10 protein-coding genes are annotated in these 14,980 nt (G+C 65.4%); 5 read left to right on the top strand and 5 right to left on the bottom strand.

Translation table 11 applies throughout. The features are described 5' to 3' along the window. Position 1: 1 nt before the first annotated feature. Entirely contained in the window at positions 2-1,642 is a 1,641-nt protein-coding gene (gene recJ / locus M622_RS36870) for a single-stranded-DNA-specific exonuclease RecJ (protein ID WP_084520802.1), read from the top strand. 30 nt (positions 1,643-1,672) lie between these two features. Here recJ and torD read toward each other — a convergent pair whose 3' ends face one another. From torD to M622_RS39905, 4 genes are all read right to left on the bottom strand, one after another. Next, on the bottom strand, positions 1,673-2,392 hold the full coding sequence (torD, locus tag M622_RS36865) for a molecular chaperone TorD (protein WP_021250760.1): 720 nt from the start codon (positions 2,390-2,392) through the stop codon (positions 1,673-1,675). After that, complete coding sequence (gene torA / locus M622_RS36860) at positions 2,389-4,905, bottom strand: trimethylamine-N-oxide reductase TorA (RefSeq protein ID WP_021250759.1); 2,517 nt, start codon at positions 4,903-4,905, stop codon at positions 2,389-2,391. Before torA ends, torD begins: the two co-directional genes overlap by 4 nt. 15 nt (positions 4,906-4,920) lie before the next feature. Further along, complete coding sequence (gene torC, locus M622_RS36855; RefSeq protein WP_031347487.1) at positions 4,921-6,147, bottom strand: pentaheme c-type cytochrome TorC; 1,227 nt, start codon at positions 6,145-6,147, stop codon at positions 4,921-4,923. A gap of 75 nt (positions 6,148-6,222) precedes the next feature. Next, positions 6,223-6,408: a periplasmic nitrate reductase, NapE protein gene (locus tag M622_RS39905; RefSeq protein ID WP_088178606.1), complete on the bottom strand. Its 186-nt coding sequence runs from the start codon at positions 6,406-6,408 to the stop codon at positions 6,223-6,225. A gap of 405 nt (positions 6,409-6,813) precedes the next feature. Between M622_RS39905 and M622_RS36850 the strand changes: the two genes are divergently transcribed. Beyond that, a complete protein-coding gene (locus M622_RS36850) occupies positions 6,814-8,049 on the top strand; it encodes a DUF2254 domain-containing protein (RefSeq protein WP_021250756.1) in 1,236 nt (411 codons plus the stop codon). A gap of 36 nt (positions 8,050-8,085) precedes the next feature. Here the strand turns inward: M622_RS36850 and ovoA are convergent, their stop codons facing one another. Further along, the gene (gene ovoA / locus M622_RS36845; RefSeq protein WP_021250755.1) at positions 8,086-10,230 is read right to left on the bottom strand and encodes a 5-histidylcysteine sulfoxide synthase; all 2,145 of its coding nucleotides are present in this window, start codon (positions 10,228-10,230) and stop codon (positions 8,086-8,088) included. A gap of 271 nt (positions 10,231-10,501) precedes the next feature. Between ovoA and M622_RS39900 the strand changes: the two genes are divergently transcribed. The 3 genes from M622_RS39900 (at position 10,502) to M622_RS36835 (ending at position 14,952) form a co-directional block, all read left to right on the top strand. Next, on the top strand, positions 10,502-11,968 hold the full coding sequence (locus tag M622_RS39900) for a CHASE3 domain-containing protein (protein WP_021250754.1): 1,467 nt from the start codon (positions 10,502-10,504) through the stop codon (positions 11,966-11,968). Then, positions 11,956-12,594, top strand: a complete 639-nt coding sequence (locus M622_RS36840; protein ID WP_021250753.1) for a response regulator — start codon at positions 11,956-11,958, stop codon at positions 12,592-12,594. Before M622_RS39900 ends, M622_RS36840 begins: the two co-directional genes overlap by 13 nt. Before the next feature lie 114 nt (positions 12,595-12,708). Then, positions 12,709-14,952: an EAL domain-containing protein gene (locus M622_RS36835; protein ID WP_245543104.1), complete on the top strand. Its 2,244-nt coding sequence runs from the start codon at positions 12,709-12,711 to the stop codon at positions 14,950-14,952. Positions 14,953-14,980 lie beyond the last annotated feature (28 nt).

Below are 14,980 nucleotides of genomic sequence, written 5' to 3'. Positions count from 1 at the left end.
CCTGCACCCGCTGCTCGCCCGCCTCTATGCGGGGCGCGGCATCAGCCGCGCCGACGAGCTCGACACCAGCCTCAAACACCTGCTGCCGCCCGCAGCGCTCGCCGGCACGCAGGCCGCCGCACAGCTGCTCGCCGACGCCATCGAGGCCGGCGCGCGCCTGGTCATCGTCGCCGACTACGACTGCGACGGCGCCACCGCGTGCGCGGTGGGCGTGCGTGCGCTGCGCGCCTTTGGCGCCGATGTGCACTATCTGGTGCCCGACCGCGTCACCCTGGGCTATGGGCTGACTCCCGCCATGGTGGACATCGCCGCCCGCCTCGAGCCCGACGTGCTCATCACCGTCGACAACGGCATCGCCAGCGTCGAGGGCGTGGCCGCGGCCCGCGCCCATGGCATGGCCACGCTCATCACCGATCACCACCTGCCGGGCGCCGAGCTGCCCGACGCCGACGTCATCGTGAACCCCAATCAGCCGTGCTGCGACTTTCCCAGCAAGGCGCTGGCCGGAGTGGGCGTGATGTTCTACACCATGCTCGCGCTGCGTGCCGAGTTGCGCGAACGAGGTGCTTTCAGCGCCACCAAGGAGCCCAATCTGGCCGATCTGCTCGATCTGGTCGCGCTGGGCACGGTGGCCGACGTGGTCAAGCTCGACCGCAACAATCGCATCCTCGTCGCCCAGGGGCTCGCGCGCATGCGCGCAGGCCGCCTGCAGCCGGGCGTGCGTGCGCTGTTCGGCATCGCGGGCCGCGACCCGGCACGCGCCAGCACCACTGATCTGGGCTTCATGATTGGCCCGCGCCTGAACGCCGCCGGCCGCCTGGCCGACATGAGCCTGGGCATCGAGTGCCTGATCACCGACGACGCCGGCCGAGCGCTGCACATCGCCCAGGAACTCGACAAGCTCAACCGCGAACGCCGCAGCATCGAAGCCGACATGCAGGAAGACGCCCTGAACCGGCTCGCCCGCCTGGATGGCGAGGTGAGCGCTGGCAATCGCGCCACCATCGCGCTCTTCGAGCCCGACTGGCATCAGGGCGTGATCGGCATCGTCGCCGGCCGCATCAAGGAAAGACTGCACCGGCCCACGATCGCCTTTGCGCGCTCGGCCGAGGGTGAGCTGAAAGGTTCGGGGCGCTCGATTGCTGGCCTGCACCTGCGTGACGCACTTGATCTGGTCACCAAGCGTCATCCTGATCTGATCGTGCGCTTTGGCGGTCACGCCATGGCCGCCGGCCTGACCATTCGGGAATCCGATCTGCGCCGCTTCGACGAGGCCTTCGAGGAGGTGGTGAGCGAGCTGCTCGAGCCTGCGCAACTCGAACGCCGCATCGAAACCGACGGCCAGCTCGAGCCCGGCTACTTCACCCTGGACGCGGTGCGCATGCTGGACAACGAGATCTGGGGCCAGGGCTTTCCCGCACCCGTCTTCGATGATGTGTTCCGCGTCGAGCGCCAGCGCGTGCTCAAGGACAAGCATCTCAAGCTGGAGCTGTCACGCGGCGGAGCGCGATACGAGGCCATCCAGTTCAATCACGCCGACGGCGCCGGCGCTCAGATCCACGCCGCCTACCGCCTCAGCGTCAATGAATACAAGGGCGTGTGCAGCGTACAACTCATGCTGGAGCACTTCGAGACGGCCTGAGCGCGTGGCGCTGCAGACCGTCTCCCACACTCAGGACCCGGCGGCCTTCCGAGCCGCTGCCACGTCGTCCAGAAACAGCACATCCTCACCCACGAAGCCGTACAGCAAGGCCGCCAGCGCAGGATAGAAATCGAAGCGCGGCCTGGCCTGCTGGCAGCGCTGCACAAACGCTTCCAGCCAGCCCAGCAGGCCAGACTGCAGGAAGCTCAGCTGCTCGAACGCGGCGCTGGCGAAGTCCGTGCTGTCAATGCCCTGCTCCGCATCCTGCTCGGCGAGCTTCGCCATCAGCGCCAGATACACCGCGAGGTGGTCTGCCGGCTCACGAAAATCAGCCTGGATGGCCAGACCGGATTCGGCCAGGAAGCTGCGCATGCGCTCCTCTGCCGCGCCATACAGGACACTGCCCTTGCCCTTGCCCTCGTCCTCATAGACGGAGGCATAAGGCAAGGCGCCAGTCCTGGCGTCGAGCAGAAACAGTTGGGCGAAATCCGCCGCCAGCTCAAGCCGGGCCAGCGGCAGGCTGCGCAGCGTCTCGATCGCGGCCTGCAATCTCGCCACCTCCGCCCCCAGCCCCAGATCGGCGAGCCCCGTGTAGAGCGGCTGGTAGCCGTCGCCAAGGTAGCCCTCCAGGGCCACCTCCGAGACTTCTGCGGCATACAGGGTGGCAAACCAGCCGTAGAGCTGCGCCCGTTGCCGGTTTGCCAGGCGCCATTGCACCGCACCCAGAGCAATCTGTTCGACAGTACTCATGGCGCCATCACCTTGCGGCCATCGGGGTCGACCTCGGTCGGTCCGCCAAAGGCGGTCACGGCCGGGGCCACACCAATGAACTTCTCGATCTCCACCAGACAGGTGTTGGCGCTGGTGGCCTGGGCAAGGCTGGAGGAGCCGATATCGAGCGTGACCGTGTTGGGGTCGCCATAGGTGTCGAGCGCACCGATCTCGGGTCCGGTCGGGCCGTACCAGGCGCCTTCCTGAATGCGCACGACGCCCGTCGGGAAGTTGTCCGAGACGTGGGCGCCAGCCAGCAGCTGCCCGCGGTCGTTGAACACCCGCACCAGATCACCATGCTTGATGCCGCGCGCGGCCGCGTCCTGCGGGCCGATGAACACCGGCTCGCGGCCCTGGATGGCGTAGGTGGAGCGCAGCGGCTCGGATTCGCACAGTTGCGAGTGCAGGCGCTTGTCGGGGTGTACCGACTGCAGCCACAGCGGATGACGGTCGGAGCCGGGGCCACCGTGCGAGCGCTCGGTCTTTTCCATCCACACTGGATGTCCCTTGCAGTCGGCGTAGCCGTAGCGCTCGATCTTGCGGCTGAAGATCTCGATGAAGCCCGAGGGGGTACCCAGCGCATTGAGTTCGGCATCGTCACGGAAGTCCGCATGCCGCACCCAGCTCTTGCCTTCAGGGAAGAGCACATAGCCCTTCTTCCAGAATTCGGCAAACGGCGGCATGGCGATGTCCTTGAGGCCGTTTTCAGCGCGGCAATCCTCGTACAGCTTTTCCACCCACTGCATCTCATCCATGCCGCGGGTGTATTCGGCATCACGGTCGAAGCGCCGGGTAAGGCCGCGAAAGATGTCGAAGTCCGAGCGCGAGTGGTAGAGGGGGTCGATGAGCTTTTGCATCGCGATCACGCCGCGGTTGCTGTATGAGCCATAGGCGTCGATGTCGTTGCGCTCAAAAGGCGTGCACGCAGGCAGCACGATGTCGGCGAAGCGGCAGGTAGCGGTCCAGTTGTAGTCGATCGCCACCACGGTCTCGAGCTTTTGCCAGGCTTCCTTCATGCGGTTGCGCTGCTGCTGACGGTGCCACTGGTTGCAGCCGCTGAAGATGGCCATCTTGTAGGGCGGCAGCTTGACCTTGGCGCCGTTGAAGTCGATTTCCTTGCCCGGCTCGAGCAAGGCATCGATGACGCGCGCGATGGGCACGACCGAGCTGTAGCCCTTGAAGTCGGTGTTGTCATGCTTGGGCTTGCGTCCGGCATCGACGTTGAGCGGATAAGCGCCCGGCATCGCCGCACCCGATGACGACACCCCCACCGAACTGTAGTGGTGGGAATAGCTGATGCCGCCACCGGGCAGGCCGATCTGGCCGAGCATTGCCGCCAGCACCGCGCCCATCCAGTAGGGTTGCTCGCCGTGCTGCTGACGCTGCACCGCCCAGCCAAAGATGAGCTGGGTGCGATGCTTGGCCATCAGGCGCGCAAGTTCGCGAATGCGCTCGGCCGGGACGCCGCAGATGGCAGCCGCCCACTCCGGTGTCTTCTCGACCTGATCCTCGGTCTTGCCCTCAAGATAAGGCAGGAAGCGGTCGAAGCCCAGAGTGTAGGTGTCGAGGAAGGTCTTGTCGTACAGGTCTTCCTTGACCAGGGTGTGCGCGATGGCAAGCATCAGGGGCACATCGGTCATCGGATTGACGTACTGGTGTTCAGCCGCGAGATAGTTCTGCGTCTTGCTCCTGACCGGATCGAGACAGATCACCTGTATCGATTTGTCGGCGACCTTTTCCTTGAGCTGCTCGTAATACGCGTAGGCCTCGTGGGTCTCGGTGTTCCAGCCCACCTGCAGGTTCTTGATCGGGTCGTTGGCCCAGAACACGATGAGCTTGCTCTCGCGCAGGATCACCTCCCACGACGTGCCCTGCGAGTACACCTCGGTCGAGCCCAGGATGTAGGGCAGGATGACCTGTCCGGCGCCGGTCGAATAGTCGCCGGCCGTGCCCACGCTGCGCCCGTGCATGCCCACGCCGCGCACCATGTGGTTGCCACAGCTGTGCATCTGGCCCACCGAGCGCCAGCCCACGCCGCCGGTGTGCAGCGCCCACGGCCCGTGATCCTTCTGGATGCGCTCGAGCTCTTCGTAGAACATGTCGAGCGCCTCGTCCCAGCTCACCCGCACGAAACGGTTGTCGCCGCGCTGGGTGGTATCGCTCAGGTGCCGCTTGCGATACCAGTCCAGGCGCACCATCGGGTAACGCACACGTGAGGAGCTGTAGATCAGGCCGACGATGCCCTGGATCATCTCCGTGGGGTATTTGTCGTATTCGAAGGGGCGGACATCCACCACCCGGTCGCCGACCACTTTGGCGCGGATCGCGCCAAAGTGCGAGCCGCTGATGCGCCAGGTCGTGATGTCCTCGGAAACGCCGGGGGCTTCATCCGCAGCAAATGCGGGGCGGGCGGTGAGCAAGCCAGGGGCGAGCAGTGCAGTGCCCGACATCACGCCCATCGCCTTCAGAAAACCACGCCGAGAATAGTTCATGTTATTCACTCCTGATCAAGGACGAGCTGTCTGCAACGCGCCTTCGGGAGACCCGGCGCCATGCTGCGACGTGCTGAAATCGGAAGAATGCGATTGCAGGTACTTGAGCACTACCCGTGCCGTGTCCTGATCGATGCTTGTGAAGCCCACCATGCCGGCAAACAGGCCTGGCCAGGTGTTGGTGTCGAAGTGAGCCTCGTCGGGCTGACGGTGGCAGACACTGCAACTGGTGTTGTAGCTGGCACGGGCGATGGTCCAGATCGGCTCGACACTGTCGATCAGGCTGCCCTTGCGCATCCACGCCGAGGCCTTGACCTGCTGCCATTCGAGGCCGGTCATCGGGTCTTCCTGGCTGGCGAGCACATTGACCAAGCCGGCGTCCCGCGCCATCTCCTTGTCCAGGATCGCGCTCGTGATGTTGAGGCCGAAGTTGCTGTACCACACTCGACCGTAGCCCTTGTTCTTGCGCCACAAGGCCAGCTCGATGCGCTGCGCATCACCCTTGGTCTCGAGCACCTTGACCTGGGTTGCCACCTCGACCGAACCGATACGCTGGGTGAGCGCTTCGTCGGCAAACAGATCCTGCGGCACAACCAGGTAATACTCATTGCCCGCACTGACGCTCTGCCCCGATGCATTCGACACCAGGGTGTCAAACGCGGGGTTACGCGCACCCTTCATCTCGGGCAGCTGGTGGGCAACACCCTTGTGGCAGTCCACACAGCTTTGATCACGCGCAGCAGCGCTGCGCATGGCCACCTGCGAGGACGGACGCATCTTGTCGAAGTCCATGTCCTTGTAGTCATGGCAAGCGCGGCATTCCTTCGAACCGTTGGCCGAGAAACGCGCCCACTCGCGCTGCGCCAGCACGAGGCGGTGTTCCTTGAACTTCTCGCGCGTACCGATGGTGCCCACCAGATGTCCCCAAACCTCACGGCTGGCCTGCATCTTGCGCGCAACCTTGTCGGTGAAGTTGTGCGGCACGTGGCAGTCCGGGCAGCGCGCACGCACGCCGCTGCGGTTGTTCCAGTGCACGGTCTTTTGCAGTTCCGGCAGCAGGTTGTCGTGCATGGTGTGACAGCTGATGCAGAACTCTTCCTTATTGGTCGCTTCCATCGCGGTATTGAAGCCCTGCCAGGACAGCACGCCGGCGATGAAGCCACCGGTGACAAGCACTCCAAGCCCTATCCTGACCGAGGGTCGGAGGAAGAGGTCAGCGATGAATCTGAATAGCTTTCTCATGATGTTGCTCCAGCGTGGTGTCCGGCGCTGCGGACGCGGCAGTGAAGATGACTAAGTCGGTCGTCTGCGCAAGGCTCAGGACGGCGGGCCGAAAAAAGCCAGTTGCAAGAACCAGACGACGAATCCGTAAGCGGCGATTGCGCCCACCATCACCACCGGCAAGCCGACAAAGGCGAGCAACAGGAAATTGCGCCAATCGCTCCTGCTGCCACCCGTGGCTTCGTTTGACATGACCGCAGCCGCACTGTGTTGAGTCTTCATTTCTCAGTCTCCGCATTCGAAGAGTCGCAAAGGATCGCGAAATTTCACCTGGCGCGACGAGCTCCGATTCCGGCCCTTGCGCCTTGAATCAGGGCGCGTCGCCTCGCCGCCCTATAACCATACTTGCATCATAGGCTCCCACTGTTAACCCATGGACTTGTTTGGTTAATGCCAGCACCGCCTGTGCTAATGCCATTAACAAAGCGGTGGTGATGAGCCGGGCGTGCATCCACGCAGCGTGCGCGGCACGAGGCACTGGGCCGGAGCGCATACAATACGGACCCTTGCCCGGCGCTCAAGGGCACGCCGTGCTGCTTGCCCATGCTTGCCCCGTGCGCTGAGCGGACGGCGATCGACGGGCCTGGTCTTGCCCGCAAGCGTGGGCAACCCTCACCGGAACAATCAATGACGCGACTACGCTGGCTCATCATCGATCTCACTCGCCGCCTGTGGGTGCGATCCACTTTGTTTGCTGTGGCCGGCATCTTCAGCGCGGTCGCGGGCATCGTGCTCGAGCCCTGGATCCCGGGTGAATGGTCGCTGCGCATCGGTGCCGAATCGGTTGGCAATGTGTTGCACATCATGGCCTCGAGCATGCTGGCGGTGGCAACGTTTTCACTGACAACGATGGTGTCGGCCTACGCCGGGGCGTCGAACGCGACCACGCCGCGGGTCACTGAACTGTTGATTCGCGACAACAGCGCGCAGAACGCGGTCGCGACCTTCGTCGGCAGCTTCCTCTTCAGCCTGGTGGGCATCATTGCGCTCAATGCGGGGGTGTACGGCGAGGGCGGGCGAATCGTGCTGATGCTGAGCACGATCGCGGTGATCGTGCTCATCGTCCTCACCCTGCTGCGCTGGATCGATCTGCTGGCGCGCTTCGGCCGAGTGGGCGACGCCATCGCACGGGTGGAAGCGGTCGCTTCAAGCAGCCTGCGCGCGCTGTGGGAGCAGCCCTGTTACGGCGCACGCATGCGCATCGGCCCTCCCCCGCGCGCAGCCAGCGTGATCGGCAAGCGGATCGGCTACGTGCAGCACATCGACCTCGCGGCGCTGGAGCAATTGGCGGCAGAAAATGACGGCGAGGTGCACGTGGAGGTGATGCCGGGCAATTTTGTAGACAACACCGTACCCCTGGCATGGCTCAACTTCGCGCCGGACGAAGCGGCCCTGCGCCGCGTGCGTGGCGCTTTCGATATCGGCGCCACGCGCTCCTTCGACCAGGACCCGCGCTTTGGCGTGGTGGTGCTGGCGGAGATCGCGATCAAGGCGCTCTCTCCCGGCATCAACGACGCCGGCACCGCGATCACAACCCTGTCGACCCTGAATCGGGTGCTCGCCATCCTCGCCGAGCCACGCGAACAAGACAGCGAAATCGACTATCCGCATGTGTTCGTGCCACCGATGGCCGTGGAAGATTTGTTCGAGGATGCCTTCTCGCCCATTTCGCAATCAGGCGCTGGCGACCTTGCCGTGGGCATTCGGCTACAGAAGACCCTGCAGTCGATGCACCGCCTGGGGCATCCGGCCTTCAGGGCGGCCGCGCGAAAACAGTCGCAACTGGCCTTGAAGCGTGCTCGTCTTGCCCTGCCCCTGGATGAAGACTTCAAGCGCCTGGAGGCGCTGGCGCTGGCGGACTGAAGTCGGCTTCGCCCGTCCGCGCAGCGCCTCCAGACTTCATGAGCGTCGCCGCCAGATCGTCAGTTCAGACAGCGTGTGCTGATGCTTGCGCCGTGTCTCGCGAATCACGAAAGGCACGGCCTGCGGCCCCTGCACCAGCTCATAGTCGGCGCTGAGCAGATCTTTCAGGCCGTCGAGCGTGGTGTAGGACTCGCCGTCCTTCTTGAAGCCACCGATCCACTCCTCGCGCTTGGTGTGCTCTTCCAGCCAGGTGTAGGGTGAGGCCAGCAGCAGCAGGCCGCCCGGATTGAGGCGATGGGTGACGTCAGCCAGGAAGCGGCGCGGGCTGTAGAGGCGGTCGATCAGGTTGGCGGCGAGGATCAGATCGAAGCCGACGAACACGTCCTTCAGATTGCACGCATCGCCCTGCCAGAACTCGACGCGCTCAGCCGTTCCGGCCAGGCCCAGCGCATCGAGGCGGCGCTCGTGGTAGCTCACCAGCTCACCCTCGTCAGGCAAGGTGTAACGCAGCACGCCGGTTTCGGCGAGTTTGACGCCAGCCTGGATGAAGCGCGCCGAGAAGTCGATGCCCACCACGCGCTCAAACGCGCGCGCCAGCTCGAAGCTCGCCCGTCCGGTGGCGCAGCCCAGATCGAGTGCACGCCTGAACTGGCCATTGCCCAACCGACGCTGGGCGTCGATGGCGATGTCGGCGAGCGCCCGCGGAAAGTTGGGCACACCGAAGTGTTCATCGCCGTAATGGAACTCGGCGTACTGCGACAGCAGCGCGTCACTCTCATAGGACGAGGCCGGATTGATCACCGGTGCCTCACTGACGATGTAGCGAAAGCCCGCATGCTGAAAGAAATGGCGGCGAAAGGCGTAGCGCGAGGCGTGGCGCGATTCATTGCCGGTCGAGATCCAGCTGCCGCCCTTGATGATGTTGTGGCGATCGTCGAAGGTCGGCGCGGTGAAGTCGTCGTAGATCGGATGCACGTCGAAGCCGTCGAACGGATAGGTCGGCGTCTCGCACCACTGCCAGACATTGCCGACCACATCGAACAGCTCGCCGTGGGCGAAACGCGTCACCGGGCAGCTCGAGGCCCAGTGGTCGAGGTGCAGGTTGGCGTTGGCGGGTGCGTCAGGGGGCACATCGCTCAGACCGACGTGATCGTACAGCCGCTTCCACTCGTCTTCGCTCGGCAGGCGTACCGACAGCCCGCTTGCGCGCGCCTTCCACACGCAAAATGCACGGGCCTCGAGGCAATTGACCTCCACCGGCCAGTCCCAGGGCATGGGCACTTCCTCGCTGAGCAGGCGCAGTCGCCAGCCCTCGCTTGACGCAACCCAGAAGCTGGGATGTTCAGCGCGCGCGTAGCGCCGCCAGTTCAGGCCCTCCTCGTCCCACACACCATCGTCGGCGTAGCCGCCCGCGTCGACGAAATCAAGATATTCGCGGTTCGTCACCAGCGTGCGCGCGGCGCGAAAGGCGGCCACCTCAGCGCGGTGTTCGCCGTATTCGTTGTCCCAGCCATAGATCGGTTCATCAAAGCTGCGCCCCAGCATCACCGTGCCGGCGGGGATGTCGACCAGGGTGTTTGGCGCCGGCTCGGCGTGCTCGGTGCACGGCCGCCAGGCGGGATGGGGCTGTACGTATTTGAGCGCGTGCTGGCGCATCAGCACCGACGAGGTCTCGAGATGGATGCGCTCGTGCTCTATCCCCATCAGCACCGCCCACATCGGGTCCTTCCAGCCGATCGGCAGGCTGAAGGCTGTGGTACGAATCACCTTGTCGACCACCGCCCGCATCTTTTTGCGGTAATCGGCCACCTCGGCCACGCTCGGCCAGTCGTAACGGGTGTCATCGAGATCATCCCAGCTCATCTCATCCACACCCACCGCAAACATCGACTCCAGGCGCGGATCGATGCGCTGCTCGATCAGGCCTGCGAGCAGGAACTTGTTGATGAAGAAGGTCGCGGTGTGACCGTAATAGAAGATCAGCGGGTGGCGCAGGCTGATTGGCTTCTCGTAATAGGCCTCATCGCAGCTCAGCACTTCGAACAGCGACTCATAGCGGTCGCAGGTGGCATGAAAGTAATCGAGCAATTCCTGACGCTTGGCCTCGACCTGGGTACCCGCCAGCAGCGGGGTGCGCGGGAACAGCTGGTCTTCGTTCTGGCGGTGTTGCCATTGGTTCATATCGTCGAAATCCTTTGCGGTGCGCCCGCGAAAAAAGCGCTGACACTGCGTGTGTGCGCTGCCCGGCGAGGGGTTTCAGTGCAAAAGTGTAACGCTTGCAAGAGCTGTTCCGAACACGCTCGGTCCGTATCCGCCGTGGCCGCCAGCGCTCACGGTGAAACGACGGGCGCCCGACGCGGACGACGCGCCGCCAAGCGCATACAATCGTCATCAGCGCATTCGGCTCGGGCGCCCACCATGGATGAGCGTCATCTCCCCGGATGCGCCCCGAATGCACCCCAACCTTGATCAGCTCCGTTCTCTCAGCCGCCACATGCAGCATGCCGACCTGACCACCTCCCGCCCCGCCATGCGCCGTCCGGCGCTCACCGCCGGCCTGCTGCTCGCCGGCGGTTTGCTGCTGTTCATCCTGCTCGCCTATTCCGGCTATCGCAGCCTGCAGACGGTGGAACACGAGACCCTGATGCGGTCACGCGCCAGCATCGGCCTGCTGCATGCAGGCACCGTATTGTCGGCGCTGAAGGATATCGAAACCGGGCAGCGCGGCTATGTCCTGACCGGCGACGAACATTATCTGGGTCCGTTTCTGGCGGGCCGCGACGCCCTTGAGCCCGCCTTCAGCGCGCTGCGCGCGGTCGCCACACCCTCGCATGCCACCGACCTCGACGCCTTGTGGGCACTGGTGCTCGGCCGCATGGAGCTGGCCCAGCGCAATATCGACGCGCGCCGCACGGAAGGGGCCTACACCGCACGCTTTCGGGCACTGCTGGACCAAGGTCGCACCGTGATGGACGAGATCCGCACGCGCTTCGATGAGGTCGACGCCGGTTTGCGTGAGGAAATCGTACACCGCGACAAGCACCTGCTCGAGCTGAAGCGCAACGCGGTAATGTGGGCGGTGGTGCTGACGGCCAGCGGCGTGGTGCTGATCGTCATCGCCTACCTCCTGCTGCAGCGCGAGCAGGCGCGCCGCCGACGTGCCGAGGCCGCACTGGTCGACGCCAACACCCACCTCGAGGACACCGTCGCCGCACGCACCGCTGCGCTCGAGCGCGCCCGCGCCGAGATCAAGTCCTTCGCGCATGAGCTCGACCGCAGCATCGAGACCGAGCGCCGTCGGCTGGCGCGCGAGGTGCATGACCAGCTGGGGCAGGTGCTCACCTCCTTGAAGATGAGCGCGCATCGCACGCTCGACGGAGTTGAGCGCGGCACCGAGACGCTCCGCCAGATCGATGCGCTGGTGGCCGAGGGCATCGCCACCGTGCGCCGCATCGCCGCCGCCCTGCGTCCGCCGCTGCTCGACGATCTGGGACTCAGCCCCGCGCTGACGCTGGCCGGACGGCAGTTCGGCGAGCACGCAGGCGTCAACTGCACGGTGAAGGTCGACGACACCGACTGTCTCAACCCGGAGCAGACCACCCAGCTCTACCGCATCACCCAGGAGGCACTGACCAACATCGCCCGCCATGCGGGTGCGCAGCGAGTGTGGATCGCGGGCGAGGTGGCGCGCGAAGCACAAAGCGGCATCTACCGCCTTGCGATCGAGGACGACGGCTGCGGCATGGCGCAAGCAGGCACACCTCCGATCACCACCTCACTCGGGCTGGTGAGCATGCGCGAGCGTGCCTCGCTCGCCGGTGGCAGCCTGCAGGTCGGCAGCGGTCGCGACGGCGGCGTGCGTGTGGAAGTTAACCTGCCCTTGGCGGGCAACAAGGAGGACGCGACATGCGCATCCTGATCGTGGACGATCATCCGGTGATGCGCTTCGGCGTGCGCCAGCTCATCGAACGGCACTGGCCGCAGGCCACGATCGCCGAGGCCGCCAGCCTGGCCGAGGCGCTCGAGCAAGTGCGGGCCAGCCCGTGGGACCTTGCCGTGCTCGACCTGTCGCTGCCGGATACGAGTGGCGTCGAGGGCCTGGTGCAGCTGCGCCGTGCCGCACCGACGACGCGCGTGCTCATGCTGAGCATGCACGACGAAGCCGCCTATGCCGCGCGCGCGCTGCAGCTCGGTGCCGCCGGGTATCTGACCAAGGAGCATGCGATCAAGGAACTGGTGGTCGCCATCGAGCGCGTGCTCAATGACCAGCGCTACATCAGCGCCGACCTCGCCGTACGCCTCGCCGACCTGCTCAGCGCCGAAGCGCCCGCACGCAGACTGCACGAAACGCTTTCCGCACAGGAATACCGCGTCATGCTGCTGATCGCCGCCGGGCTCAGCGCAAGCGAGATTGCCAAGACCATGCACCTGTCGGTGAAGACGGTGGGCACCTACCGCAGCCGCATCATCGACAAGACCGGGCTGGCCGGCACCGCCGAGATCGCACGCTACTGCGTGGCCAACGACCTGGTGGACAGCGACTGACGCGCATGCCGCGGGCAGGGGCCGTGTAGGGTGACGCCCTACACCTGAATCAGCGCTTCCGCCACACCACGATGCGCTCAGCGCCGATGGGTGAAACAAGCCCCAGCCGCGATCATGGATGACAGTTCAACGCTCTCCGGAATGGTCGCCATGCGCATCGTCATCGTCGAAGACTCCGCCCTCGTGCGGGACAACCTGCTCGCCCTGCTGGCAGGCCATCCTTCCCTCGCCGTGATCGGCACCGCGGCCGGCGAGGACGAAGCCTACCAGCTCATCACCCGCACCCGTCCCGACACTGTCCTGCTCGACCTCGCCCTGAGCCCGGGCAGTGGAATGAGCCTGTTGCGCAAACTGCGTGCCACCGCAGGGCTCGCACCGCGCGTGGTGATCCTGAGCAACCAGCCCGCCGACCCCTATAAGGCACTGTGCCGCGACGGCGGCGCCGATGCCTTCTTCGACAAATGCGGCGAGCTTTCGGGCCTGCTCGCGCAGCTGGCGAGCTGGATGCCACCGCTGCCGCCAAACGAGCTTGAGCGCCTGAACCGACTCACCCGCCTGCAAGTGCTCGACACCCCCGCCGAGGAATCCTTCGACGCCATCGCCCGCATCGCCGCGGCGATCACACAGGCGCCGATCGGCCTCATCAGCCTGGTCGACGCAGATCGGCAGTGGTTCAAGGCGCGTGTCGGCCTCGAGGCCAGCGAGACCTCGCGCTCGGTGAGCTTCTGCGCCCACGCCCTGCTGACCTACGACTTGCTCGAGATCGAGGATGCGACTCAGGATCCACGCTTTGCCGACAGCCCGCTGGTGCGCGGCGCACCCGGTGTGCGCTTCTACGCAGGCATGCCGCTGGTGATGCCCGGCGGTGAAGTCATCGGCGCGCTGTGCGTCATCGACCACCACCCACGCCAGCTCGACGACGGCCAGCGCCAGGCCCTACGCGTGCTCGCCCGCAGCGTGATCGTCGAGCTCGAGCTGCGCGAGCGCGTGCACCAACTCGAGCGCGAAGTCAGCCGTCGTCAGGACGCCGAAGCCCGTGTCATGCGCATGGCCACGCGCGACGCCCTCACCAGTCTGCCCAATCGCGCTGCACTCATGGATCGTCTGCACCAGGGCATACGCGCGGCCCAACGCACCGGTACGCAGCTGGGCGTGCTCTTCCTCGACCTCGATCGCTTCAAGTGGATCAACGACACCCTCGGTCACGACGTCGGCGACGCCATGCTGCAGGAGATGGCGCAGCGCCTGAACGCAACGGTGCGCGACTCCGACACCGTAGCCCGGCTCGGCGGCGACGAATTCGCCGTCGTGCTGCCCGCCCTGCGCCGGGCTGAGGATGCGGAGGTGATCGCCGCCAAGATCATCACCGCCGTGCTGCAGCCGCTCACCCTGCGCGGACGCACCCTGCACGTGGGTGGCAGCATCGGCGTTGCCGTCTTTCCGCAGCAAGGCCACAACGAAGACTCGCTGCTGCGCCACGCCGACCTCGCCATGTACCACGCCAAGGAGTCGGGCGGAAACCAGTACCAGGTCTTCTCCGAGCACATGAACGTGCGCGCCATGGAACGCATGACGCTCGAGTCCGAGCTGCGCGTGGCGCTCGAGGAGGACCAGCTCGTGCTGCACTACCAGCCGCAGTTGGGGCTCACCGACCACACCCTCTCCGGCATGGAGGCGCTGGTGCGCTGGAACCATCCGCGGCTCGGCCTGCTGTTGCCTGCACGCTTCATCGCGCTCGCCGAGGACAGCGGACTGATCTGCGCACTGGGGCTGAAAGTGATGGAAATGGCGGTCGCGCAAATCGCCGCGTGGCGTGCGCTGGGCCTGTCAGTGCCACGTGTGGCGGTGAACGTGTCGCCGATGCAGCTGCGCTCCGAGCTGGTCGACGAGATCGCCCAGATCCTGGCGCAGCACGACGTGCCCGCCGCCTGCCTCGAGGTCGAGCTCACCGAGAGCGCGCTGACCGCGGACGGGCCGGCGGTCAATGGTCTGCTCCAGGCCTTGCGCGACATGGGCGTATCGATCGCGATCGACGACTTCGGCGTCGGCTATTCCTCGCTCACGCTGCTGCGCAGGCTACCGATCTCGGCGCTGAAGATCGACCGCAGCTTCGTCTCCGAGCTGCCCGCCAACCGCCAGGACATCGCCATCGTCGAGGCGATCCTGAACATGGCACACTGCATCGGCCTGCGTACGGTCGCCGAAGGCATCGAGCACACCGAACAGAACGTCACTCTCGGCGTGCTCGGCTGCCAGGAGGGGCAAGGCTATCTCTTCTGCAAGCCGCGCAACGCCGAGGACACGACAGCCTGGCTGACGACCACCACGGCACCCAAGCTTGCACGGGCGCCCGTCTGAGCACACGCGTCCACAGCGGACCGAAGCG

The sequence above is a fragment of the Thauera terpenica 58Eu genome (genome assembly GCF_000443165.1).
Classification (GTDB): domain Bacteria; phylum Pseudomonadota; class Gammaproteobacteria; order Burkholderiales; family Rhodocyclaceae; genus Thauera; species Thauera terpenica.
This window is presented reverse-complemented; position numbering and strand designations above follow the sequence as displayed.

What these genes read in the sequence shown, in the direction of transcription:
- M622_RS39900 (WP_021250754.1), top strand. Translation starts at nt 10,502, where the DNA reads ATGCACCCCAACCTTGATCAGCTCCGTTCTCTCAGCCGCCACATGCAG.
- torA (WP_021250759.1), bottom strand. Translation starts at nt 4,905, where the DNA reads ATGAACTATTCTCGGCGTGGTTTTCTGAAGGCGATGGGCGTGATGTCG.
- M622_RS39905 (WP_088178606.1), bottom strand. Translation starts at nt 6,408, where the DNA reads ATGAAGACTCAACACAGTGCGGCTGCGGTCATGTCAAACGAAGCCACG.
- torC (WP_031347487.1), bottom strand. Translation starts at nt 6,147, where the DNA reads ATGAGAAAGCTATTCAGATTCATCGCTGACCTCTTCCTCCGACCCTCG.
- M622_RS36850 (WP_021250756.1), top strand. Translation starts at nt 6,814, where the DNA reads ATGACGCGACTACGCTGGCTCATCATCGATCTCACTCGCCGCCTGTGG.
- M622_RS36835 (WP_245543104.1), top strand. Translation starts at nt 12,709, where the DNA reads ATGGATGACAGTTCAACGCTCTCCGGAATGGTCGCCATGCGCATCGTC.
- torD (WP_021250760.1), bottom strand. Translation starts at nt 2,392, where the DNA reads ATGAGTACTGTCGAACAGATTGCTCTGGGTGCGGTGCAATGGCGCCTG.
- ovoA (WP_021250755.1), bottom strand. Translation starts at nt 10,230, where the DNA reads ATGAACCAATGGCAACACCGCCAGAACGAAGACCAGCTGTTCCCGCGC.
- M622_RS36840 (WP_021250753.1), top strand. Translation starts at nt 11,956, where the DNA reads ATGCGCATCCTGATCGTGGACGATCATCCGGTGATGCGCTTCGGCGTG.